This is a genomic window from Bacillus sp. FSL R5-0443, assembly GCF_038608285.1.
Lineage (GTDB): Bacteria > Bacillota > Bacilli > Bacillales > Bacillaceae > Bacillus > Bacillus velezensis.
Window position 1 is genome coordinate 3,409,369 of the sequence record NZ_CP152013.1, and the last position, 21,756, is coordinate 3,431,124.

At 48.3% G+C, this 21,756-nt stretch carries 23 protein-coding genes; 8 read left to right on the forward strand and 15 right to left on the reverse strand.

Annotated elements, in window-relative coordinates:
- Window positions 1–49 precede the first annotated feature (49 nt).
- Entirely contained in the window at window positions 50–514 is a 465-nt protein-coding gene (locus NYE28_RS17195) for a Dps family protein (RefSeq protein ID WP_060561932.1), read from the forward strand.
- A gap of 46 nt (window positions 515–560) precedes the next feature.
- On the opposite strand, the gene NYE28_RS17200 is transcribed toward NYE28_RS17195, so the two are convergent.
- The gene (locus tag NYE28_RS17200) at window positions 561–1,922 is read right to left on the reverse strand and encodes a trypsin-like peptidase domain-containing protein (RefSeq protein WP_342490179.1); all 1,362 of its coding nucleotides are present in this window, start codon (window positions 1,920–1,922) and stop codon (window positions 561–563) included.
- Between the two features lie 276 nt (window positions 1,923–2,198).
- Here NYE28_RS17200 and NYE28_RS17205 point away from each other — a divergent pair, with 276 nt between their 5' ends.
- Both NYE28_RS17205 and NYE28_RS17210 read left to right on the forward strand, forming a co-directional pair.
- On the forward strand, window positions 2,199–2,876 hold the full coding sequence (locus NYE28_RS17205) for a response regulator transcription factor (RefSeq protein ID WP_007410069.1): 678 nt from the start codon (window positions 2,199–2,201) through the stop codon (window positions 2,874–2,876).
- Complete coding sequence (locus NYE28_RS17210) at window positions 2,873–4,228, forward strand: HAMP domain-containing sensor histidine kinase (RefSeq protein WP_342490180.1); 1,356 nt, start codon at window positions 2,873–2,875, stop codon at window positions 4,226–4,228. Before NYE28_RS17205 ends, NYE28_RS17210 begins: the two co-directional genes overlap by 4 nt.
- A gap of 27 nt (window positions 4,229–4,255) precedes the next feature.
- On the opposite strand, the gene spxO is transcribed toward NYE28_RS17210, so the two are convergent.
- The gene (gene spxO / locus NYE28_RS17215) at window positions 4,256–4,420 is read right to left on the reverse strand and encodes an anti-adapter protein SpxO (RefSeq protein ID WP_003151811.1); all 165 of its coding nucleotides are present in this window, start codon (window positions 4,418–4,420) and stop codon (window positions 4,256–4,258) included.
- 178 nt (window positions 4,421–4,598) lie between these two features.
- Here spxO and NYE28_RS17220 point away from each other — a divergent pair, with 178 nt between their 5' ends.
- Window positions 4,599–5,474 (forward strand): TetR/AcrR family transcriptional regulator, encoded by an 876-nt coding sequence (locus NYE28_RS17220; RefSeq protein ID WP_098081733.1) that lies wholly within the window; start codon window positions 4,599–4,601, stop codon window positions 5,472–5,474.
- Window positions 5,475–5,510: 36 nt separating this feature from the next.
- On the opposite strand, the gene fumC is transcribed toward NYE28_RS17220, so the two are convergent.
- Together fumC and NYE28_RS17230 are read right to left on the reverse strand one after the other, a co-directional pair.
- Window positions 5,511–6,899 carry a class II fumarate hydratase gene (gene fumC, locus NYE28_RS17225; RefSeq protein ID WP_007410064.1) on the reverse strand — a complete coding sequence of 463 codons (1,389 nt, stop codon included), beginning with the start codon at window positions 6,897–6,899 and terminating at the stop codon, window positions 5,511–5,513.
- Window positions 6,900–6,966: 67 nt separating this feature from the next.
- Window positions 6,967–7,152 carry a YvzF family protein gene (locus NYE28_RS17230; protein WP_003151806.1) on the reverse strand — a complete coding sequence of 62 codons (186 nt, stop codon included), beginning with the start codon at window positions 7,150–7,152 and terminating at the stop codon, window positions 6,967–6,969.
- 116 nt (window positions 7,153–7,268) lie between these two features.
- Here NYE28_RS17230 and NYE28_RS17235 point away from each other — a divergent pair, with 116 nt between their 5' ends.
- Genes NYE28_RS17235 through NYE28_RS17245 form a run of 3 tightly spaced genes read left to right on the forward strand, consistent with a single transcriptional unit; the run spans window position 7,269 to window position 10,895 of the window.
- A complete protein-coding gene (locus NYE28_RS17235) occupies window positions 7,269–8,711 on the forward strand; it encodes a spore germination protein (RefSeq protein WP_012118404.1) in 1,443 nt (480 codons plus the stop codon).
- Entirely contained in the window at window positions 8,686–9,786 is a 1,101-nt protein-coding gene (locus NYE28_RS17240; RefSeq protein WP_025285244.1) for a spore germination protein, read from the forward strand. Before NYE28_RS17235 ends, NYE28_RS17240 begins: the two co-directional genes overlap by 26 nt.
- Entirely contained in the window at window positions 9,783–10,895 is a 1,113-nt protein-coding gene (locus NYE28_RS17245; protein WP_012118406.1) for a Ger(x)C family spore germination protein, read from the forward strand. The genes NYE28_RS17240 and NYE28_RS17245 overlap by 4 nt, the downstream gene beginning before the upstream one ends.
- 42 nt (window positions 10,896–10,937) lie before the next feature.
- Here NYE28_RS17245 and NYE28_RS17250 read toward each other — a convergent pair whose 3' ends face one another.
- From NYE28_RS17250 to NYE28_RS17300, 11 genes are all read right to left on the reverse strand, one after another.
- Window positions 10,938–11,570 carry a response regulator transcription factor gene (locus tag NYE28_RS17250; RefSeq protein WP_059367854.1) on the reverse strand — a complete coding sequence of 211 codons (633 nt, stop codon included), beginning with the start codon at window positions 11,568–11,570 and terminating at the stop codon, window positions 10,938–10,940.
- Window positions 11,548–12,630, reverse strand: coding sequence for a two-component system sensor histidine kinase LiaS (liaS, locus tag NYE28_RS17255; protein WP_003151796.1), 1,083 nt, complete (start codon window positions 12,628–12,630; stop codon window positions 11,548–11,550). Before liaS ends, NYE28_RS17250 begins: the two co-directional genes overlap by 23 nt.
- On the reverse strand, window positions 12,627–13,358 hold the full coding sequence (gene liaF, locus NYE28_RS17260) for a cell wall-active antibiotics response protein LiaF (protein ID WP_342490181.1): 732 nt from the start codon (window positions 13,356–13,358) through the stop codon (window positions 12,627–12,629). The genes liaS and liaF overlap by 4 nt, the downstream gene beginning before the upstream one ends.
- A 26-nt stretch (window positions 13,359–13,384) precedes the next feature.
- Window positions 13,385–14,254, reverse strand: a complete 870-nt coding sequence (locus NYE28_RS17265) for a DUF4097 domain-containing protein (RefSeq protein ID WP_025285245.1) — start codon at window positions 14,252–14,254, stop codon at window positions 13,385–13,387.
- Between the two features lie 105 nt (window positions 14,255–14,359).
- Window positions 14,360–15,037 carry a PspA/IM30 family protein gene (locus NYE28_RS17270; RefSeq protein ID WP_007410057.1) on the reverse strand — a complete coding sequence of 226 codons (678 nt, stop codon included), beginning with the start codon at window positions 15,035–15,037 and terminating at the stop codon, window positions 14,360–14,362.
- Window positions 15,038–15,050: 13 nt separating this feature from the next.
- Window positions 15,051–15,431, reverse strand: coding sequence for a hypothetical protein (locus NYE28_RS17275; protein WP_015240557.1), 381 nt, complete (start codon window positions 15,429–15,431; stop codon window positions 15,051–15,053).
- A gap of 166 nt (window positions 15,432–15,597) precedes the next feature.
- Entirely contained in the window at window positions 15,598–16,866 is a 1,269-nt protein-coding gene (locus tag NYE28_RS17280; RefSeq protein ID WP_012118411.1) for an MFS transporter, read from the reverse strand.
- Window positions 16,867–17,029: 163 nt separating this feature from the next.
- Entirely contained in the window at window positions 17,030–17,599 is a 570-nt protein-coding gene (locus tag NYE28_RS17285) for a cob(I)yrinic acid a,c-diamide adenosyltransferase (protein ID WP_007613687.1), read from the reverse strand.
- On the reverse strand, window positions 17,596–18,822 hold the full coding sequence (locus NYE28_RS17290; protein ID WP_220007517.1) for an ATP-binding cassette domain-containing protein: 1,227 nt from the start codon (window positions 18,820–18,822) through the stop codon (window positions 17,596–17,598). The genes NYE28_RS17285 and NYE28_RS17290 overlap by 4 nt, the downstream gene beginning before the upstream one ends.
- On the reverse strand, window positions 18,819–19,865 hold the full coding sequence (locus NYE28_RS17295) for an iron ABC transporter permease (RefSeq protein WP_342490182.1): 1,047 nt from the start codon (window positions 19,863–19,865) through the stop codon (window positions 18,819–18,821). The genes NYE28_RS17290 and NYE28_RS17295 overlap by 4 nt, the downstream gene beginning before the upstream one ends.
- Window positions 19,828–20,772: an ABC transporter substrate-binding protein gene (locus NYE28_RS17300; RefSeq protein WP_012118415.1), complete on the reverse strand. Its 945-nt coding sequence runs from the start codon at window positions 20,770–20,772 to the stop codon at window positions 19,828–19,830. Before NYE28_RS17300 ends, NYE28_RS17295 begins: the two co-directional genes overlap by 38 nt.
- Window positions 20,773–20,959: 187 nt before the next feature.
- On the opposite strand from NYE28_RS17300, the gene NYE28_RS17305 reads away from it, so the two are divergent.
- Window positions 20,960–21,751 carry an SDR family oxidoreductase gene (locus NYE28_RS17305; RefSeq protein WP_150941411.1) on the forward strand — a complete coding sequence of 264 codons (792 nt, stop codon included), beginning with the start codon at window positions 20,960–20,962 and terminating at the stop codon, window positions 21,749–21,751.
- The last annotated feature ends 5 nt before the right edge of the window (window positions 21,752–21,756 follow it).

Genomic DNA, 21,756 nt, shown 5'->3' on the forward strand with positions numbered 1-21,756 from the left:
TTAATACGTGATATAATTAAATTATCAGATCACAGGGAGGACGATGGATATGAATACACAAAACGCGAAAAAAACTGAAACTCTTGTTGAGAAATCAATGAACACACAATTATCAAACTGGTTTATCCTTTACTCTAAACTGCACCGCTTCCATTGGTATGTAAAAGGCCCTCATTTCTTTACGCTTCATGAAAAATTTGAAGAGCTGTATAACGAAGCGGCGGAAACGGCGGATGCCATCGCAGAGCGACTTCTGGCCATCGGCGGACAGCCTGCGGCGACTTTACACGCTTACCTTGAACAAGCTTCCATTACGGATCAAGGTCAGGAAAAAACGGCTTCTGAAATGGTGGAATCACTGGTTCAAGACTATAAACAAATCAGCCGCGAATCAAAATTTGTCATCGGCATCGCCGAGGAACAAAATGACCCGTCAACTGCCGACCTGTTTGTCGGATTAGTTGAAGAAGCGGACAAGCATGTGTGGATGCTGTCAGCCTACTTGGGAGAATAACGAAAAAAGCTGAACCTCAGTTGCAGGTTCAGCTTTTTTTATGCGTTCAGCTTGCGCTTTCGGTTTGTTTTGTTAATGTGACGTTCAGCGTCTTTTTGCTTCCGCTTCTGAGCACTTGAACAGTCGTTTTATCGCCGATTTTCAGCTGGTTATATAAGATCTGTCTGATATCGGCGCTGCTGCCGACATCTTTGCCGTTCAATTGTACAATGACGTCATTTGATTTGATGCCCGCTTTCGCAGCCGGCGAGCCGGATTGCACTTCTTTTACGTAAACACCCTTAGACAGCTGGTCGCCGAACAGTCCGAGCGTGTTTTCCTGATAGGTTTCCGGCACTTGCGCCATGTCAATCATCTGCACACCTAAAAATGGGCGCTCGACTTTTCCTTTTGCAAGCAGCTGGTCGACTATCGGTTCTACATCATTGCTCGGAATGGCAAAGCCGAGTGACTCCACGCCGTTTTCACTGACTTTCATGCTGTTGATCCCGATAACTTGGCCGCTTGAGTTGATTAACGGGCCGCCGCTGTTTCCGGGGTTAATCGCCGCATCCGTCTGAATCACGTTCATTTCCACTGTGCCTTGGGATGTATCGGCGTCTACCGTTCTGTTCAGCCCGCTGATGACACCTTGTGTGACGGTGCCGGAAAACTGCTGGCCGAGCGGGTTGCCGATGGCAATCACTTTATCGGCAATGCGGAGCTTGGAGGAATCCCCGAAGCTGGCCGCTTTTTTGACATTGGACGAGCTGATTTCCAATACAGCCAAGTCACTGATGGCATCCTTTCCGACAAGCTTTGCCGTTTCGGTTTTCCCATTGTAAAGAGTGACCGACAGTTTGTTCGCACCTTCTACGACATGGTTGTTTGTAATGATGTACGCTTTTTCGCCGTCTTTTTTGAAGATGACGCCTGACCCCGTGCCGCTCTCCGTTTCAGAGCTTGAACCGCCGTCAAGTCCGAACTGGCTGCTTTGCGAAGCTTGGTAGTTGGACACTCCGACAATCGCAGGCTCCAAAGCTTCTACCATATCCGCTACGCTTGAGGTATTTTTCAAAGGCGTTGACGTAAAATTCGAAGACTGAACTTGTTTCGTATCAGAAACGGCTTCTGTCTTATGCTGCTCACCCGGCAGGTTTGGCACAATGCCAAGCACGAGGCCGCCGCCGATAATGCCGCCTAAAATCGGACTCAGCCAAGCGGCTCTCCGTTTTTTTTCTTTTTTCACGGCAGCCGTTTTTTCAAATTCCGTACCGGCCGCCGTCTCGTTTTCCGCTTCTTTCGAGACGGGCCCTTCGAGCAGCTCGGGCTCCTGATGGCTGATCCGCTGCTGTTCATTTCTGTTTTGTTCCGTATGTGAAAGATCTGACTGATCGCGGCTTCTGCCGTCATCTCGATGATCATTCATATTCACGCACACTCCTTCAGCATGTTTTCATTCTATCGATTACATATTCATCGCATGTACAAGTTCTATTGTCCCAATAATAAGGAGAAAAGCAAAGCTCCAAAACAAAATGTGTTTGAACATGTTATCTTCCCCGCTTTTTTTCTTCCTTTCTTCCCTTATACACATCATAAACAAACATTGTGGGATAAAAATGAAAAGAATATGTGAAATTATGAAAATGCGGCTTGAGTGTGTTAAAACTAGTATAATGACGTTGAAAGGATGTGAAATGCCTTGTCATACACCATTTATCTAGTTGAAGATGAGGATAACCTGAATGAACTGCTCACAAAATATTTAGAGAATGAAGGCTGGAACATTACATCTTTCACAAAAGGCGAAGATGCCAGAAAGCAGATGCAGCCGTCTCCCCACTTGTGGATTCTTGACATCATGCTTCCGGATACGGACGGCTATACATTGATAAAAGAAATAAAAGAAAAAGATCCCGATGTGCCGGTTATTTTCATTTCCGCGCGGGATGCCGATATTGACAGAGTCCTCGGGTTGGAGCTCGGAAGCAATGATTATATCGCCAAGCCCTTTTTGCCGAGAGAGCTTATTATACGGGTCCAGAAACTGCTCGAGCTCGTGTATAAAGAACAGCCCGCCGCAAAGAAAACCGGCATCACCGTTTCTTCCTACAATGTGATCGAAGATGCCCGAGAGGTTTATGATGAAACCGGCAGCCTGGTCAATTTGACGTCTAAGGAATTTGATCTGCTGCTTTTATTTCTTCATCATAAAGGACACCCCTTTTCCAGGGAAGATATCCTGCTGAAAATATGGGGCCATGATTATTTCGGCACTGACCGGGTGGTCGATGATCTTGTGCGGAGGCTGAGAAAAAAAATGCCCGGGTTAAAGGTTGAAACCATTTACGGATTCGGCTACAGGATGATGACGTCATGAAAAATAAGCCGCTTGCTTTTCAAATATGGGTGGTCATTTCAGGCATCCTCTTAGCCATTTCGATTCTGCTTCTCGTGCTGTTCTCAAATACGCTGCGTAATTTTTTCACGGATGAAACGTATACGACCATTGAAAATGAACAGCATGTACTGACGGAGTACCGGCTGCCCGGATCGATCGAGCGGGGATATTACAGCGAGGATGCGACCGCGCCGACGACTTTCCGATCCGTTCAGCACGTTCTTCTGCCGGAACGGGAGGAATCGGCCAGTGACAAAGACTTGAACTACTTTTCTTCTTCCTTTATCCATAAGGTGTACAAGCTCGCGGGCCGCCAGCACAGCGTCACGAAACGATACAGCGCGGATATCAGCGGTGAAAAAGTATTTTTCGTCATTAAAAAAGGCCTCACCATTAACGGCCAGGATGCGATGATGCTGTCTTACGCCCTTGATTCTTATCGTGATGATCTGGCATTCACCCTGTTCAAGCAGCTGCTCTTTATCATTGCCGGCGTGATTTTGTTAAGCTGGATTCCGGCGATTTGGCTTGCCAAATATCTCTCGCGCCCGATCGTTTCCTTAGAGAAGCATGTCAAACGGATTTCAAAACAGGATTGGGATGATCCGGTCATCGTCGACAGAAAAGACGAAATCGGAAAATTAGGCCATACCATTGAAGACATGCGGAGCAAGCTGGTGCAAAAGGATGAAACGGAAAGAACGCTCCTGCAAAATATCTCTCATGATTTAAAAACGCCTGTCATGGTGATAAGGGGCTATACTCAATCAATAAAGGACGGGATTTTTCCTAAGGGGGATCTGGAAACCACAATTGATGTCATTGAAGGCGAAGCAGAAAAACTTGAGAAGAAAATTAAGGATTTATTATATTTAACGAAGCTTGATTATTTAATGAAGCAGCGGGTGCACCATGAGACATTTGACATTGTGAAGGTCACGGAAGAAGTCATTGAACGGCTCAAATGGGCCCGGAAGGAATTATCGTGGACCGTTGAAACAGAAGATGCATTAATGATGCCCGGTGATCCGGAACAATGGAGCAAACTTCTTGAAAACATTCTCGAAAATCAAATCCGCTATGCAGAAACGGCGATTCACATTCGGATCAGCCAAAATCAGCAGCAGATTGTCATGACGGTTGAAAATGACGGGCCTCCGATTGAGGATGAGATGCTATCCAGCTTGTACGAGCCTTTTAATAAAGGGAAGAAAGGCGAGTTCGGCATAGGACTCAGCATCGTAAAACGGATTTTAACCCTGCATAAAGCATCAATTTCAATTGAAAATGACCAATCGGGTGTAATCTACCGAATTATCATACCAAAGTAGACTGTAGTGTTTCATTGCAGTCTTTTTTTATGTGAAGGAATAGCCGTTAAAATCTCTGTAGTTTGCTTTCAGCGGTTTTTGGCATTGATGAACCCATTTCTTTTCACAAATTGTCTTTTTCGGATATTTCACCTTTTCGACTTTAATTCCTCTGTTTCGCAAGCGGCTGATCATTTCATCTAATTCTTTCATTTTCAGATTCACCCTTTCGCCAGAACTTTGACCATTCGGTCAGCTCACTTTATAATATAAATAAAACAAAACAAAAAAACAAGTTACAATCAGGTTAAATTTACGGAATATCAATATGACCATATAGTCATACATGAGAAGCACAAGCCAGCCTCCTGGCTCCGAAAGGGTGGAACCATTGAAGGAAAAAGAAAAGCTGATCATTGAAGCAGCAATTAAACTGTTTGCCCGAAAAGGGTACAAATCTACATCGGTTCAGGAAATCGCCGATGAATGCAAAATCTCAAAAGGCGCTTTTTATCTTTACTTTCCTTCCAAAGAAGCACTGCTTCTATCCATGCTGAATTACTACTATGATAAAACGTTTACCCGAATCACGACGATCCAAACGGAGGGTGACAGTCCGAGAGCCGCTTACCAAAAACAGCTTGCGGTGTTTTACGAATCGATTCTCGCCCATCAGGATTTTATTACCGTGCAGATGAAAGACGGTTCACTTCCTTATACCGAAGAAGCGGCGCAGTGCGGAAAGAGAATCCGCCGGTCGATCCTGCAGTTTCATATCGACAGTCTTCTTGCGATTTACGGAGAAAAAGTTGAACCATACACAGCCGAGCTTTGTTTTTTAATAGAAGGAATCAGTCAGATGTATCTTGAATATCTCATTCTGACCGGCCGGTCCGTACAGCCTTCGCTTTTGGCAAATACCGTGATTCACAGAATTGATGACATCGTAAACGGAATGGCGGACAGACATGATGAAGCGTTTATTTCTCTTGATGAGGCAAGCTCACTGTTTGGCCCCCTTCATAACGGGCAGCCCGATCCTTTAAGCCAATCGATCTTGCAGACCCTCCGCACGCGCATCGGCACGATGGACAAGACGCAAGCATCTGAATTCACCGAGAGCTTGGATATTCTGGAAGCGGAAATGAAGAAAAAGTCGCCGAAACCGGCAATCATCAAAGGAATGATTTTGAATTTGAAGGAATCCGACCTGCTGGCTGAAGATGCAGAACAGCTCAGATTTTTACTGAAACAGCAGTTTATTTAGAAGAACGGCCGCAATGACTGCAGCCGTTCTTTCTTTTTATGCTTTCGGGTGCACCATATCTTCCGGACGCACCATTTCATTAAATTGTTCTTCTGTCAAAAGGTTCAGCTGTAATGCCGCTTCTTTCAGCGTCAGGCCTTCTTTGTGGGCAAGCTTGGCGATTTTCGCGGCGTTTTCATAACCGATGTGCGGGTTAAGCGCCGTAACAAGCATTAATGAGTTAGAGAGATTTTCCTGAATCGTCTCTTGGTTCGGCTCAATACCGACAGCGCATTTGTCATGGAAGGAATTCATTCCGTCACTGAGCAGCTGCACGGTCTGCAGGAAGTTATAAATGATAACCGGTTTGAAGACATTCAGCTCGAAGTTTCCTTGGCTGGCCGCAAATCCGATTGTCGCGTCATTTCCCATCACTTGCGCGGCGATCATTGTCAGCGCCTCACTTTGCGTCGGGTTGACTTTGCCCGGCATGATAGAGCTTCCCGGCTCATTTTCAGGAATGACGATTTCGCCGATTCCGCAGCGCGGGCCGCTTGCCAGCCATCTGACATCGTTGGCAATCTTCATCAGGTCGGCAGCCAATGCTTTTAACGCGCCGTGAACGTGAGTGATTTCATCATGACTTGTGAGCGCGTGGAATTTGTTAGGCGAACTCTTGAATGTCTGCCCCGTTACTTTTGTGATTTCTTCCGCGACGAATTCACCGAACTGCGGGTGGGCGTTGATTCCCGTGCCGACTGCCGTGCCTCCGATGGCAAGCGCGCGGATTTTTTCCGTTGACTCAAGAATCATTTCTTTCGAACGGTCAAGCATGTATACCCAGCCGCTGATTTCCTGTCCGAGCGTCAGCGGAGTGGCGTCCTGCAAATGCGTGCGTCCGATTTTCACAATATCCTGATAAGCTTTCGCTTTTTCATCAAGCGTCGCGCGCAGCTGATCAAGCGCCGGAACGAGCTGCTCATATACGGCAAGAACCGCCGCAACGTGCATCGCCGTCGGGAATGTATCGTTTGAGCTTTGGCTGCGGTTGACGTCATCATTCGGATGAATCTTCAGCTCGGAATTTTTTTCTTTCAATAAAGCAGTCGCGCGGTTGGCCACCACTTCATTCATGTTCATGTTGCTTTGCGTGCCGCTTCCCGTCTGCCAGACAACGAGCGGAAAGTTATCGTCGTATTTGCCGTTTAAAACATCGTCACATACAGCGGCAATCGCCTGTGCTTTTTCAGACTCTAAGTTGCCGAGGCGTTCGTTGGCGATCGCTGTGCTTCTTTTCAATATTGCAAACGCCTTCACAACACGCTGAGGCATTTTTTCCGAACCGATTTTGAAGTTCTCTTTGCTGCGCTGTGTCTGAGCGCCCCAAAATTTATCTGCCGGAACTTTAACTTCTCCCATGGTGTCTTTTTCAATTCTGTAGTCCATTTATGTATCCCTCCATAACAGTTGCTTCACCCTGAGTATTATTCGCCAGTAACAGATGAAACCCTTTTTATTTTTCGGCCTTGGCCGTTTTTAATTTCAGCTCAAGATAGACGCGCGAATCCTTAGAGTATTTATACTTCGGATTTGTTTTACGGTATTCTTTCGACGTGTAAGCCACTTCGTAATGCGCTTCAAATGATTTGATGAGCTGTTCAATTTCTTCGGCATTTCCTGCCAGTCTGACTTGTGCCACATCTCTCCTCCGCTTTCATAAAAAAACTTGTACCATTAAATACTTTATCATAGTATATCATTTTTTTAACAGGAAAAGATAACCTCAATTAAGGATTGGAAGGCGGGTGACTGTCGATGGCGCAATCGGAATTCAAGGAATACATACACGTTAATCTGGCACTGGTGCTTCCCCACGTAGAGCAGAATGATGACCTGGTTCAAAATAAAAAGATGCTTCCGAACGGGCTTGTTTTTTATTATATGTATCTGAGTGAAATGAACGACGAAGACAAAATAAAAGAGGCGATTGAAACGCTGCTTCAGGAGGAAGACACTCTGACGCTGGATACGGTGACGAAACGTCTTGATAAGATCGACGCCCGTCCCGTCTTTACGTCGAAGGAAGCCGTCATCTCCATTCTGCGGGGAAAATGCGCCGTGTTTATTAACGGACTTGACAGCGTATACATTTTGTCTACGGGAAAAAGAGAAAAAAGAAGCGTGAATGAACCCACATCCGAAAAGGTCGTAAGAGGTCCGAAAATCGCCTTCATAGAAGATTCTGATACAAACGTCGCCATGATCAGGCAGCGCACGAACCATCCGAAGCTGAAAACGAAAAAGGTTCCGATCGGAGAAAATAAGTTAAAATACGCCACGGTCATGTACATAGATGATAAGGCGGACCCGTCTGTCGTCAGCGATGTTGTAAAGCGCCTGAGCGAAGTGAAGATGGACGACATCCAGGATTCCGGAACGCTTGAGGAGCTTATTGAGGATAATAAGTATTCGCCCTTTCCGCAAATACAAAATACGGAACGGCCTGATAAAGTCTCTTCCGCCTTGTTCAACGGCCGCGTCGCCATCCTTGTCGACAACTCGCCGTTTGCGCTGGTGGTTCCGGCTTCTTTAGGAATTTTAATGCAGTCTCCCGATGATTATTATGAACGGTGGATTTCCGCCTCGCTCATCCGGGTGCTGCGGTTTACGTCTATTTTTATTACGCTGTTTTTTTCGTCCATTTATATCGCCCTCGTTTCGTTTCACCAAGGGCTGCTGCCGACATCGCTTGCAGTCACCATCGCGGCGAACAGAGAAAACGTTCCCTTCCCGCCTATCATTGAAGCGATGGTAATGGAAATTACGATAGAGCTGCTGAGAGAAGCGGGCTTGAGGCTTCCCAGCCCGCTCGGCCAGACGATCGGATTGGTGGGCGGAGTCGTCATCGGCCAGGCGGCCGTTGAAGCGAATATTGTCAGCTCCATCATGGTCATCGTGGTCAGCATTGTCGCGCTCGCTTCATTTACGGTGCCGCAGTACGGGATGGGTCTGTCGTTCCGTGTGCTCCGTTTCATTTCGATGTTTACCGCGGCAGCTTTCGGGCTGTACGGCATGATTTTATTTATGCTGGCGATCTACACTCATTTATCGAGACAGCGAAGCTTCGGTTCTCCGTATTTCTCGCCGAATGGATTTTTCAGCTTAAAAAACGCAAACGACTCTATTCTCCGTCTCCCTATTAAAAATCAACCAAAAGAGGCGAAAAACGTAAATGAGCCAGAAAACAACTCACAATAAGCTTACAAGCTATCAAGGGACAGCATTGATTTCAAACACGATGCTCGGCGCGGGACTCCTCACCATGCCGCGGGCGCTGTCATCAAGGGCAAATTCGCCGGACGGCTGGATCGCGTTATGTCTGGAAGGCGTCATCTTTATCTTTTTGATTTATCTCAATACGCTCATTATGAAAAAGCATCAGTACGGATCATTATTTGATTATATGAATGAAGGACTCGGCAAATGGGCGGGAAATATCGTCAATCTTATGATCTGTCTCTATTTTATAGGAGTCGCCAGCTTCGAAGCCCGGGCGATGGCGGAAATGGTCAAGTTCTTTTTATTGGAAAGAACGCCCGTGCCGGTCACGCTGTTTATCTTTATCGCCTGTTCCGTTTATTTAATTATCGGCGGCATGAGCGATATCGGCAGGCTTTTTCCTTTCTATTTAACGATTACGATCATTATTTTGCTGGTGGTGTTTTCTTTCAGCTTTAAAATATTTGATCTGGATAACCTGCGGCCGGTGCTCGGGCAGGGGTTTTCTCCCGTTATGGCTTCCTTGACCGTCGTTTCTGTTTCCTTCTTGGGAATTGAGATTATGCTGTTTCTCCCCGAGTACCTCAAAAATAAAAAGCACACATTCCGCGTGTCGGCCATGGGCTTTGGCATCCCGATTATTTTATACATCATTACCTACGTTCTCGTCGTCGGCGCCTTAACCACCCAAGATGTCAAAACAATGATCTGGCCTACGATCGCGCTCTTTCAATCATTTGAAATCAAAGGGCTTTTTATCGAAAGGTTCGAGTCCTTTTTGCTTGTTGTCTGGATCATCCAGTTTTTCGCCACCTATGTATCATACGGATATTTCGCGACTTCAGCTCTTAATAAAATTTTCGGGCTGAAGCAGAAAAAGGGCGTCATCTTCGTAGGCATCGCGACATTCCTCGGATCATTGATGCCAAAAGACGCTAACAAGCTGATGCTGTTCAGTGATATTCTCGGCTATATCTTCTTGGTTTTCTTTTTGCTGCCTTTACTGATGTTTGGAGTCGTCGCTGTGAAAAGGAAGGTGAAAAAAGCGCAATGAAGACATACATCGTAATCATCCTTTGCACATTGCTTTTGGCCGGCTGCTGGGACAGCCGCAATTTAGAAGACTTGAGCCTCGTAATCGGAGTCGGGCTCGATAAACCCGAGGAAGAAAACGTGGAAGTGACACAGCAGATTCTGGTTCCGCAAAAAGCAAGTTCCCAGCAGTCGTCGTCAGGCAATACGACAAAGGTGACTTCCACTCCCGGGGAAACCGTCCATCAAGCTTTAAGGACGGCATCGTTAAAAAATCACCCCGCATTCTCCCAGCACTTGCGCATCATGCTGTTTTCCGAAGCGCTGTTAAAGGATCACATCCCGCTTGACGCATTGATGAACCAATTTATCAGGGACAACGGTACGAGAAGAAGCTGCAATGTGATGACGGTGCCGGATAAAACGAAAGATATTTTCAAAATCAGTGACCAGGGAGAACCTGCGTCAAATACGATCTATGACTTAACGGAGAATAATTCGGTCACCATCCGGATGATGGCGCCCGTGACATTGGGGGAAATATCAGAGAAAATCGCCAAGGGCGAGACCTTTGCCCTTCCTCAAGTGCGCCAAGTGGGCAGCAGACTGGAAATCTGGGGCGCTACCATTATTAAAAATAAATTCTGGTATGCGAATTTAACGCCTTTACAAGTCCAGAATATGAACCTGTTCACAGGCACGGTAAAGGGAGGCGTCACGTTTGCAAAGCATGACAATCATTATTTATCCTTCGAAGTATTTTCCAGCAAATATAATGTAAAAACAAAATATAAAAATGGAAAATTCAAGTTTATCGTAACCCGGTTTGTTGAAGGCCGTCTGTCTGAGGATTGGAACCCGAAAGAAGATTCTTTCAAGGAGTCTTATATAAATGAAATCAAAAACGCGGTAAAACGCAGCATTCATTCAGATGTCATGGCATTCATTGATTACATGCAGCATGAGTTGAAAGTGGATATTACCGGGTTAGGCGATCAAGTCCGGATTCATTATCCCGATAAATGGAAAAAGATATCCTCTGACTGGGATCATCACTTCAGTGAATCGGATATTGAATACAAAGTCAAAGTCGCCATCAGGGATTTCGGAACAAAGGGAATGTCCCAATGACCCCGTCCCTCGGGAGAGTGTGCTGGCGCCGCTCTCCTTTTCTTATGTCACGAGATGATTGCGGTGGGCATATACGGCTGCCTGCGTGCGGTCACTGACATCAAGCTTTGACAATATATTCGTAATGTGGGTTTTCACCGTTTTAATCGTAATGAACAGCTCTTCACCAATCTCTTTATTCGTCTTGCCTTCCGCGACGAGACAGAGGATTTCCAGTTCTCTTTTTGTCAGCGTTTCATGCGGAAGCTGATTCTCTGAATGGCGCAGCCTTGACAGCACTTTTCCCGCCACCTTCGATTCAAGCTTCGGTTCGCCCTTGGCAGCCGCTCTGATGGCTTCGGCTATTTCTGCCGCCTTGGACGTTTTCAGCAAATAGCTGAGCGCTCCCGCTTCGATCACCGGATACACTTTGTCGTCATCAATGAAGCTCGTCAGCACGATGATTTTCGGATCATTGAGTGTCGCGCAGATCTGTTTTGTCGCTTCGATGCCGTCCATGCCGTCCATGACAAGGTCCATTAAAATCACATCCGGCAAAAGCGCTGCGGCCAGATCGACGCCCTGCTGCCCGTCTGATGCTTCACCGGCGACTTCAATGTCCGGCTGTGCTTCTAAAAATGCGGCCAGACCCATCCTGACCATTTCATGATCATCAATCAGTAACACTCGAATCACTGTCGTTCTCTCCTTTTGTTTTCTGATAAATCGGGACTTTCACGTCGATCTGCGTGCCTTTTCCCTTTACGGAGATAATTTCCGCTATGCCGCCGATTTCACTCGCTCTTTCCTTGATGGAATGCAGGCCGTATGAGGATGCTTTCACTTGATCCATCGTAAAACCCGCCCCGTTATCAATGACTTTAAGCTGAAGTTTTTGATGTTTCGCGCCGAGCCTGACGGTGACCTTGGTCGCCTTTGAATGTCTGAAAACGTTGGAAAGCGCCTCCTGCACGATGCGGAACAGATGGTCTTCAACGCCTTTTGACACACCCGTATCGCTGATGTCCCACTCAATATCCAGCGGCTGCTTCGCTTTGAACTCTTTTAACAGCTCAATCAGCCCTTCTTTTAAGCCTTTTCCTTCTAAAGTGACGGGCCGCAAATGCAACAGCAGCGCTCTCATCTCGTTTTGCGCTTCCCCCGCCATATGTTCAACCATGCGAATCCGTTTGACGATTTTGTCATCCGCATCTTTCACCTGCTCTAAGACGGCGGATGTCATCATAGAAATGGCAAAGAGCTGCTGGCTGACGGCATCGTGCAGATCGCGCGCCAGCCGCTGGCGTTCTTCAGTGATGACTGATTTTTTCATTTGATCCTGCCATTCCGCCCGCTCGTTGGAGAGCTTTTGCAGCGATGTAACCTGGAGCTCGACCCGCTTGGCCATTTCGTTGAGCTGGTCTGCCGCCAGACCGATTTCATCATCGCCGAGCGGCGGCACCCGATAAGCAAAATTGCCGTTTTCAAATTTCAAAACCGCTTCAATCAGTGTATCCATTCTTGTTTTCAGGCGGCCGCCGTATACATAACCGGAAATCAATCCCGCCGAAAGAGACGCCAGAAGAAGGATCACCACAAACGGAATACCGAACCAGCCGGAAGAAAACAGCAGCATCGGGTCAAGCCCGTAATACAGCAGCATCAGCGTAATAAACACCGCGCAAAGGAGCAGACTGAGTCCCGCGGTCATCCGCATGGCACGCCACTGAATATTGGCGAGTAATTTTTTCCTCATAAATACTTCACATCCACATCGCCGATGAATAACGAAATTGAAATTTTAATCCGCCGCGGCGAGTCGCCGTACTCAGACGATACTTTATACAGATTCGGGCTCATGCCGCTTTTCTTAGAGCCGAGCAGGTTCATATCGCCGATAAAAGCCGATGAACTGACGGACACTTCGATATCCGGCGGGACGTACACATCGACATTGCCGATGACACCGCTGATGGTCATCGTGCTTTCTCCTTCGGGAATCATCGCTTTTGACAAATCAATTTTCACATCGCCGATGAATCCGGAAACATTTAAATCATTCAGCTCAAACGGGTCCTTCATCATCCGGAGCTCGCCGATAAAAAAGCTGCGGAGGTCCGGATGTCTGCTTTCCGTCTGGGCGGAAGGCTTTGGCTGCTCTTCTTTTTCAAGATTGATTTTCTTCTCTTTATGTTCATGCACGCGCTTTCCTTTCAGGAGCCTGTAGCCCGCGTATATGAGAAAGGCGGCGAAGGCATAGCCGAACAGGTTAAAGGTGGCGCTGAACAGGTTCCTCAAAAATAAAAAAGCGGCAAAGATATACAGGACGGAGCCGAGCCAGCCGCGGGAATATTTATTAAAAATATAACCTGTAATCAGAAAAAAGAGCGGCCAAAACAAGAAGTCGCCGATGCCGATAATACGCAAAAACATGCTGACGCCTAATAAGGCGATGATAAGTCCGAGAATCTGTTTTTTTGCCATCAGCTGCTTGCCCCTCCTTTCCTTGACTATTGCAGTGCAATATTGCCGCTCGTCACTTTTATATCAATCGGCCTGGCGCCGCTGCCTTTCATGCCGGTAAATGCTCCGCCTTCCTTACTCGTTTTCTCAAAGGAATAAGACGGCCGAATCCTTCCGCTTGCCGTCTCGGCGTTCACCGTAAAACTTCCGTCTTTCGGCAGGCTGATCGCTGCGCTGCCGCTCGCAAGCCTGACGGATACGGGAGCATCCGCCGTCTCAAGCGAGGCGTCGACACTGCCGGAAGCGACCCGCACGTCAAGGGCGCCCGCCACATGTTGAAGCCCGACATGTCCCGAGGATAAGCGGACAGCCCCCGTTTTTGCCGCAAGGCCTGCTGCTGTGAGATTGCCCGACAGCCCCTTCGCTTCAAACACATCCGTCTTCACGTGCTTCAGCGACATGTTCCCGCTTACAGAACGGACGACGAGGTGCGCAAGAGACAGCCCCTTGTTTCCGTCAACGGCAATGCTGCCGCTTGATGTATGGACGGTGATGTCCCGATGATAATCATACGGAATGCGGACAATCAGCAGAGGGCGCTGAAAGAGATTCAGAAATTGGAACCCTTTCTCCTTCGCTTTAAGATTGAGGGTCTTTCCCCTGCTTTGGACAAACATTTTCCCCGCCGGTCCCGTCATGTTTGCCGCGATATCATTCCGCGCTTCCGCGATAATTTTTACATCCGTCTGTTCCGATGAAACCGACAGGCTGTTGACGGCACGCGGCGGTATGCTTGCCGATTCCGCTTCTGTTTCGTACAGCGGAAAAAAACGCCCGGCAAACACTTCTTTCACCAAAAACAGACAGCAGATCAGAACGGACGCCGCCATCAGTCCTTTGGCAATCTTACGCTTCATTACGTTCCATCCTTTTTCATTCATTTTATTATAAAGGAAAAGCCGGAGAATTGATACGTGCGTATAGGGAAGAGGCGTAAACGCGCCGATCTTCCCTTGTGCACATTATTCATGAGCCGCTTTTTGACGCTCTGTTTTTTCCAGAGAAAGCGAGCGCATTTTTTCAATCTCAGCTTCCACCTCGTCTGAATATTGGGAGCGGCTGTATTCTGTGTTCGCCTCAGCTGAAGTGCCGTATTTGACGCGGACTTCCATTTCTTCAATGCGGCTTTCCATTCGAAGGAACTCTCTGTAGGCGCTTTCGCTGTCAATTTTGTCGAAAGAAGCGTTCATATGTTCCTTCGCATTTGCCGCGTTCGCGCGGGCGATGAGCGCCTGTTTTTTATCCTTTACGTCGCGGAGGCGCGTTTCTAAAGTTTCCAGCTGCTCTTTCAGCTCTGCCAGCTGTGTTTTCGCCTGCTCATACGCTTTTTCATGTTCGGCCGCTTTTCCCTCAAGGTATTTCATTTCAGTCAGCGCCTTTTTCGCCAGCTCCTCTTCCCCGGCGTCAAAAGCAAGCTGAGCCTGGTTTTTCCGTTTTGCCGCCGTTTCGGAGGCGTCTTCCTGTTTTTTCTTAAACTGATGGACGATCGTATGCTGTTTGACAATCGTTTGTTTCGCCTTAGCGATGTCACTTTCCATATCACGCACATATTGATTCAGCATGACTTTCGGATTTTCTAATTTATCAAGCCCTTCGTTAACAGATGCGACGAACATATTTCTTATTCTTTTTAAGACCATTTTGTCTTCCTCCTTATTTTTTCTTCAGAAATTCTTCCCATTCAGAGTCAAATCCGGATTGATAGCCCGGTGATGCCGCTTCCGGTTCATACTGGCGGGAAGCGGTATCTGAGCCGCCCTGCTTCATCATCTTCCACCCGTAATACACCATGGCGCCGGCCAGTCCGATCGCAACGATAAATGGAAGAGAACCGACGAGAATCATAGCTCCGATGACGCCCGCGATGATACCCGATACCGCCCGGCCTTTTGAAAAACGTTTGATTCCCCAGTAAAGCATCAGGCCTCCGATCGCCAGCGGGATGATAAATGCGAAATGGCCTCCTCCGAAAAAGACAGAAAGTCCGAACACAATCAGCAGAAAGCCGCCTGCCGTTTTACCATTTATATTCATGCAGATCCTCCTTTCGTTTTCCTTGTCTTTACTATAAACAAATCCCGCGGCCGGCAAAACGAGTCAGAGATTGATTTTCATATCAGACCGGAGTCGTATAAGCCCCCGGACCTTCGCATAAAAAAACGCCGCTGCACCAGACGGCGCAGGGCGTTTTATGAAAAATCTATATTCTGATGCTCGCTTCTTTTTCCCTGATGAGATCTGAGCGTTCGGCTTTGGCCAGCTTCGTAAAGAACAATATTCCGAGACCGGACAGGACTTCAACGAGACCGCCTGCGGCAATGACTTTTCCAGGACCGAAGGCGTTAGCCGCGTATCCGCAAAGAACCGCGCCGAGCGGAATGGATATGTTTGAGATCATATGGATGACGGCATAGACTTGCGGCTGGTCATCATGGTCCACAGACGTCTGAATAATCGTATATTCCGGCACATTAATAGCGCTGACGGCAGATCCGAACGCAAACGCGGCGAGGAAGACGAGCGGCAGAAAAGTGTTGAGGCCGGTGATGAAAAATGCAGCTCCTTCTATGATTCCCGCTGACACAAACAGGAGACCGTATTTGTTCACCTTCACCTTAGCCAAAATAAAACCCATTAAAAAGGCTCCGCCCGTGCCTGTCGCTTTCAAAAGCGAGTAGATGATCGGCGGCATGTTTAAATCTTCGGCGACATAAACGGCAGAGAGCGCCTCCCACGGAGCGGCCGCAAAATTCATGAAGATACAATAGATGGCGAGCGGGTATAAAATCTGGTGTTTCCTGACAAGAACGAAACCCCGTTTGAGCCTTCCGAAATACGTCCCGCGCTGTCTGACGGCGACTGGATCCTGTTTGGCATGCTGGACTTGGTATGACATAAAAAGTACGAGAAAACCTGATAGAAGATAGAATATAAGAGCGATAAACAAAGAATAAGCGGGACTGATAAATGTTAAGAACACCCCGCTCAGCGTAATGGCGGCAAGCCTGACGATCTGGCCTGATGACTGGATGACCGCATTCGCTTTCTGCAGGCTGCTTTCTCCGACAATATTGGGGATTAATGAGATAGATGCAGGATTATAAGCGGCTCCCGTGGCTGAATGCACAATCATGAGAAGCATGACAAACCATAAAGGAGAAAAACCGTTAAAGTAACAGACCGGAATGATCAACACGACCGCCGCGCGCGTCAGGTCGGAGAAATACATCCAGAATTTCAGCGTATGCTGCTTCATAAAAGGCCCGGTAATCGGCGCCAGCATCGCCTCCGGAAGGAACGTGACCGCAATGAGCAGGGACGTGCCGATCGCGCCTTCCCCGTCAAAAATCAAAAACCATAGAATGGAATTAAAGGCAAAACCGTCGCCTGACAATTTAACCAGCCTTGAGATAAACAGAAGGGTGAAATTTTTATTCCAGATGCTCTCGCTCTTATTATATGTATCCATCTATCAAATCCCCCATTATTTTACAATGTTTCTTATAATATCTCATTTTTTAATTTTTCAGTCAATAATGCATAAGATACATTTTCCTCTTGTCAATAAAGGTTCAATTGATGGATATCTTATAAAAAAACAGCCGGCTTGCAGCTGCCGGCTGAACAAAACGTTATTCATCATCACGGAATACCGCGGCGCTTCTTTCATATTCTATATCCTGAACGCCTTGTCTTGCGTTGACCGCTCTTGCCGCCGCGAAAAAATAATCAGACAGGCGGTTCAAGTAACGCATCACCGTATCATTTATCTCTTCTGTTTTGCCGAGTTTGACGACGAGACGCTCAGCCCGTCTCGTGACGGTCCGCGCGATGTGAAGCTGAGCAGCCGCCTTATGCCCGCCCGGAAGAATAAATTTCTCAAGCGGGGGCGCTTCAGCCGTGTAACGGTCTATGCAGTCTTCCAATGCGGAAATAGATGTCTCTCTTAATGTATAGCTTCTATGTTCAGTGACCGTCGCCAAGTCGCCGCCGCAGTCAAACAGCTCATGCTGAATGTTTCGGAGTTCGGCTTTCACATCACCGCAATTCTCACAATCATCAAGCTCCGCAAGCGCAAGCCCGATAAAGCTGTTCAGCTCATCAATCGTCCCGTAGCTTTCAACCCGCAGACTGTCTTTATCCGTTCTGCCGCCGATCAGGCTTGTCTGTCCTTTATCGCCGGTTTTCGTATACAGCTTCATCGTTGTATTCCTCCTTCTTCCGCCGCTTTTACACATGCCGCGGTTCCTCTTCTGACGGCTCTTTCCGCGTGAGGGACGTCTATTGCCTCTCCTGTCTGCAAGGCACAAATGACAATGTCGCCTTTTGCCTGTCTGCCGGAAAGAGCCTGCATTCTCGCTTCAGCCGCTGCCGTTAACAGCCGTACAAATCCCTGTTCCGATAAACGTCCGCTGATCAGCACCCAAACGGTAAGCTGCGCAGTCACGGCAATTGTGACCGAATCAAACGTACGGCAGATCAAACCAGCGGCCGCTGAGCTGGAAAGCCGGCAGCTCCACGAAAAGCCCGGGCCGTCAGATGCGGTTGACAACATTCTGAACGGCCGTTCTGTATGAAGCGTTACGGTATTTCCGCTTTTGTTTATCAGAGAGGTGAACGGAACGTTGACAGGCTCTCTTTCCTCCCGCGCTTCCGGCATGAAAGCGATCAGCGGTTTCGGCGACGATAGCTGAGCAACAGCGCTGACGGTGATGCCGTAAATGTCTTCAATCGTCTCTTTTTTCAAAGCCTGATCCGGCGTCTGCTTCGGAAAAGCGCGTCCGTCTTTCATCATCAGGAGCTGATCACAATATTGGCCTGCGGCATTTAGGTCGTGAAAAATACTGATGACCGTCAGGCCTCTTTCTCTCGTCAGCCGCTTCACCGTATCAAGCAGGTCTTTTTGATATTTGAGATCAAGAAAGGTCGTCGGCTCATCCAGACACAGCACCTCAGGCTGCTGAGCCAGCGCCTGCGCCAGATAGACGCGCTGCCGCTCCCCGCCGCTCAGATTGCGGACGGATTGCTGCGCATATCGGTCGATGCCCGTCATTTCCATCGCTTCCCGGACAATGTCTTCGTCATGTTGATCCATCTGTCTGAAGAGTCCTTTTTGATACGGGTATCTGCCGAAGGACACTGTTTCCTTAACGGTAAATGTAAAAGCCTGCTCCGTATGCTGCGGCAAAACGGCCATGATTTTCGCAAGTTCCCGCGGCTTGTATCCGCCGACGGGCCTGCCTGCTACGAGCGCCTCGCCTTTTGACGGAGAGAGCATTCCCGTCAGCAATTTCAACAGCGTTGTTTTTCCCGAGCCGTTCGGACCGAGTATGCCGACAAATTCACCTTTTCCGGCGGTAAAGCTGACATCTTCCACAATCATCCGGCCTCCGTACCCGCCGGACAGGCTGCTCACCCTGATCATAAGCGTTTCCCTCCATGATTCTGGCGAAGCAGAATCAAGGCAAACACAGGCGCTCCCGCCAAAGCCGTCATAATGCCGATCGGCAATTCGACAGGCTCAATGACGGTGCGGGAAAACAAATCCGCCAAAATGAGAAACCCGGCGCCCGTCAATGCTGACAGCGGCAGTAAATGGCGATGATCCGTCCCCCACAAAAGCCGTGTCACGTGGGGAATGACAAGACCGACAAATCCGATCGTCCCCGAGACGGCAACCGCTCCTCCCGTCAGCAGAGATCCGGCGGCGATCATCAGCCATTTTCTTTTTCCCGTACTGACGCCTAACAGCCTTGCCTTTTCTTCTCCATAAGTCATAATGTTTAATTCTCTGCCATTGATAAGCAGAAGCGCCGTCCCGGCCAGAAAAAAAGGCAGAAACAGCGCGACATAGCCCCAGCCCCTCATTGACACGCTTCCTAACAGCCAGCGGACAATCGGGAGCAGATCATTGCCCGTTAAAGCGATCACAAGCGATATGAGAGCTCCGAGAAAAGAATTCATGATGATGCCTGTCAAAATGAGCGTCGAAACCGACATCGACGCATGAACGAGGCGGCTGAAAAACAGAACCGCCGCCATGACCGCAATGGCTGCGGCGATGCTGACAACCGGTAGTGTGAACCGGCCGATGACGGGAATCTGAATGCCGAAAAACAAGGTGATAACGGCTCCCGCCGAGGCTCCCGAAGATACCCCGAGTGTATAAGGGTCGGCGAGCGGATTTTTCAGAAGTCCCTGAAACGCCGCTCCCGCAATGGATAACGCGGCTCCGACAAGGGCAGCCAGAACGACTCTCGGCAGGCGGATATTCATCATAATATTTACATTCATAGGGTCAGCCGAGGATGTCCGGCCGATCCCGATCCAAAAAACGTCGGATAAAGGAATATGCAGACTGCCGATTGAAATGCCGAGTGCCGTACAAACGGCTAAAAACAGCAGGCTGACCGTGTAGGCCAGCGGGCGGTTACTTTTTAAACGTTTCAGGATAAACGCTTTCTGCAAGCTTCTCGACCCCTTTGACAAGGCGCGGGCCTGAGCGTGTGACAAGGTCGGGATCAACAGAATAGACATTGTGGTGTTTGACCGCATTGACGGCACCCCAGCCGGCGCGTTTTTCCACTTCAGCGGCCTTTACGCCGTCTGTCGTAATGATGACGTCCGGATTCATTTTGACAATCGCTTCATCCGTAAGCTGAACCCAGCCGGTCTGGCTGCCGGCGGCGTTTTTCGCGTGTATATCTTCAAGCATTTCGTTCATAAACGTGCCTTTCCCCGTCGTGTAGCCGTCAGGAGACACTTCGACGAATACTTTCTTTTCGTCTTTTTCAGAAATGGCCGCCGCTTTCTTTTCTATGCCGGAAAGGTCGGATTTCATCGATTTGATCAGCTTATCCGCCTGCTTTTCTTTGCCGGCCGCTTTCCCGATCATGCTGATAGATTTGTACACGTCTTGGAACGATTGCGCATCATTGACCGTTAAGACGGTGATGCCCGCATCTTTCAGTTGCTTCATCGCATCGGCGGAAGCGGACATAGAGGACGCGTGGGCAAGCACGAGATCCGGCTTCAGCGCGATGACTTTTTCAGCGTTCACATTCATATCTCCGACTTTCGGTTTTTTTACCGCTTCTTTCGGATATGTATCATTTGTCGTGACGCCTGCGACCTTATCTCCCAGTCCGAGCGCGTATGTAATTTCCGTATTGCTCGGCATGAGGGAAACGATTTTTTCCGGTGCCTGCTTTATGGTTACTTTTTCGTTCGCGGCATCCTTAATGGTTACCGGGAATGCTTCGGTTGAGACGGCTTTTTGTTTGGCCGCGCTTCCTTCTTCCTGTGCGCCGGAACAGCCGGCGATCACAAAGGCGGTGACCAAAAGCGCCGCCCAGACGGCAGTGATCTTCTTCATTCTTTTAACTCCCCCTGATTATGGTAAACGATTGTCTCTTTGACATTCGTATCCTTTTTTCGCAGTAATTATACTATAAGTCTTTAAGGCTTGTATATCCGGCCTTTTTGCATGAAAGCAAATTGTTCGTACACACTAAAATTCATCATGTATACTGTTACACAATGGTGTAAAAAGGAGGATTATTATGGAATTACAGCTTGAACGAAAGCTCGTGTTGATTACAGGATCAACCTCAGGCATCGGAAAAGCTGCGGCAAAAAGCTTTTTAGCCGAAGGCGCCGAGGTGATTATAAACGGAAGAAAAAAAGAAACTGTGGAACAGACGGTTGAGGAGCTTTCCGCTTACGGAACGGTTCACGGCATCGCTGCGGATTTATCGCGTCAGGATGAGGCGGATGACTTGATAAAGCGCGCCGGCGGAATCGGGGAAGTCGATATTCTCGTCAATAATCTCGGTTTTTTTGAAGTAAAAGACTTCGCTGAGGTGTCTGATGACGAATGGACTCGGTATTTTGAAGTGAATGTTATGAGCGCCGTGCGCCTGTGCCGGCGTTTTCTGCCGCAAATGCTCGAGAGAAACAGCGGACGGATTCTGAACATCTCCAGTGAAGCCGGTGTCAAACCGCTTGCGCAAATGATTCCGTATTCAATGACGAAAACGGCGTTAATCAGCTTGTCCCGGGGAATGGCGGAAATGACGAAAGGCACAAATGTTACGGTCAACTCCGTGCTGCCGGGACCGACATGGACCGAAGGCGTCGCTTCTTACATGGAAGGAGCCGCAAAGGCTGCCGGAGAAGACACAGACAGCTTCGTCCGGGATTATTTTAAAGTGAATGAACCGACATCATTGATTCAGCGCTATGCAACCCCGGAAGAAGTCGCCAATACGATTGTATTTCTCGCTTCATCAGCGGCTTCTGCCATTAATGGCACCGCACAGCGGGTTGAAGGCGGCATCATCCGCTCCATTTAACACAA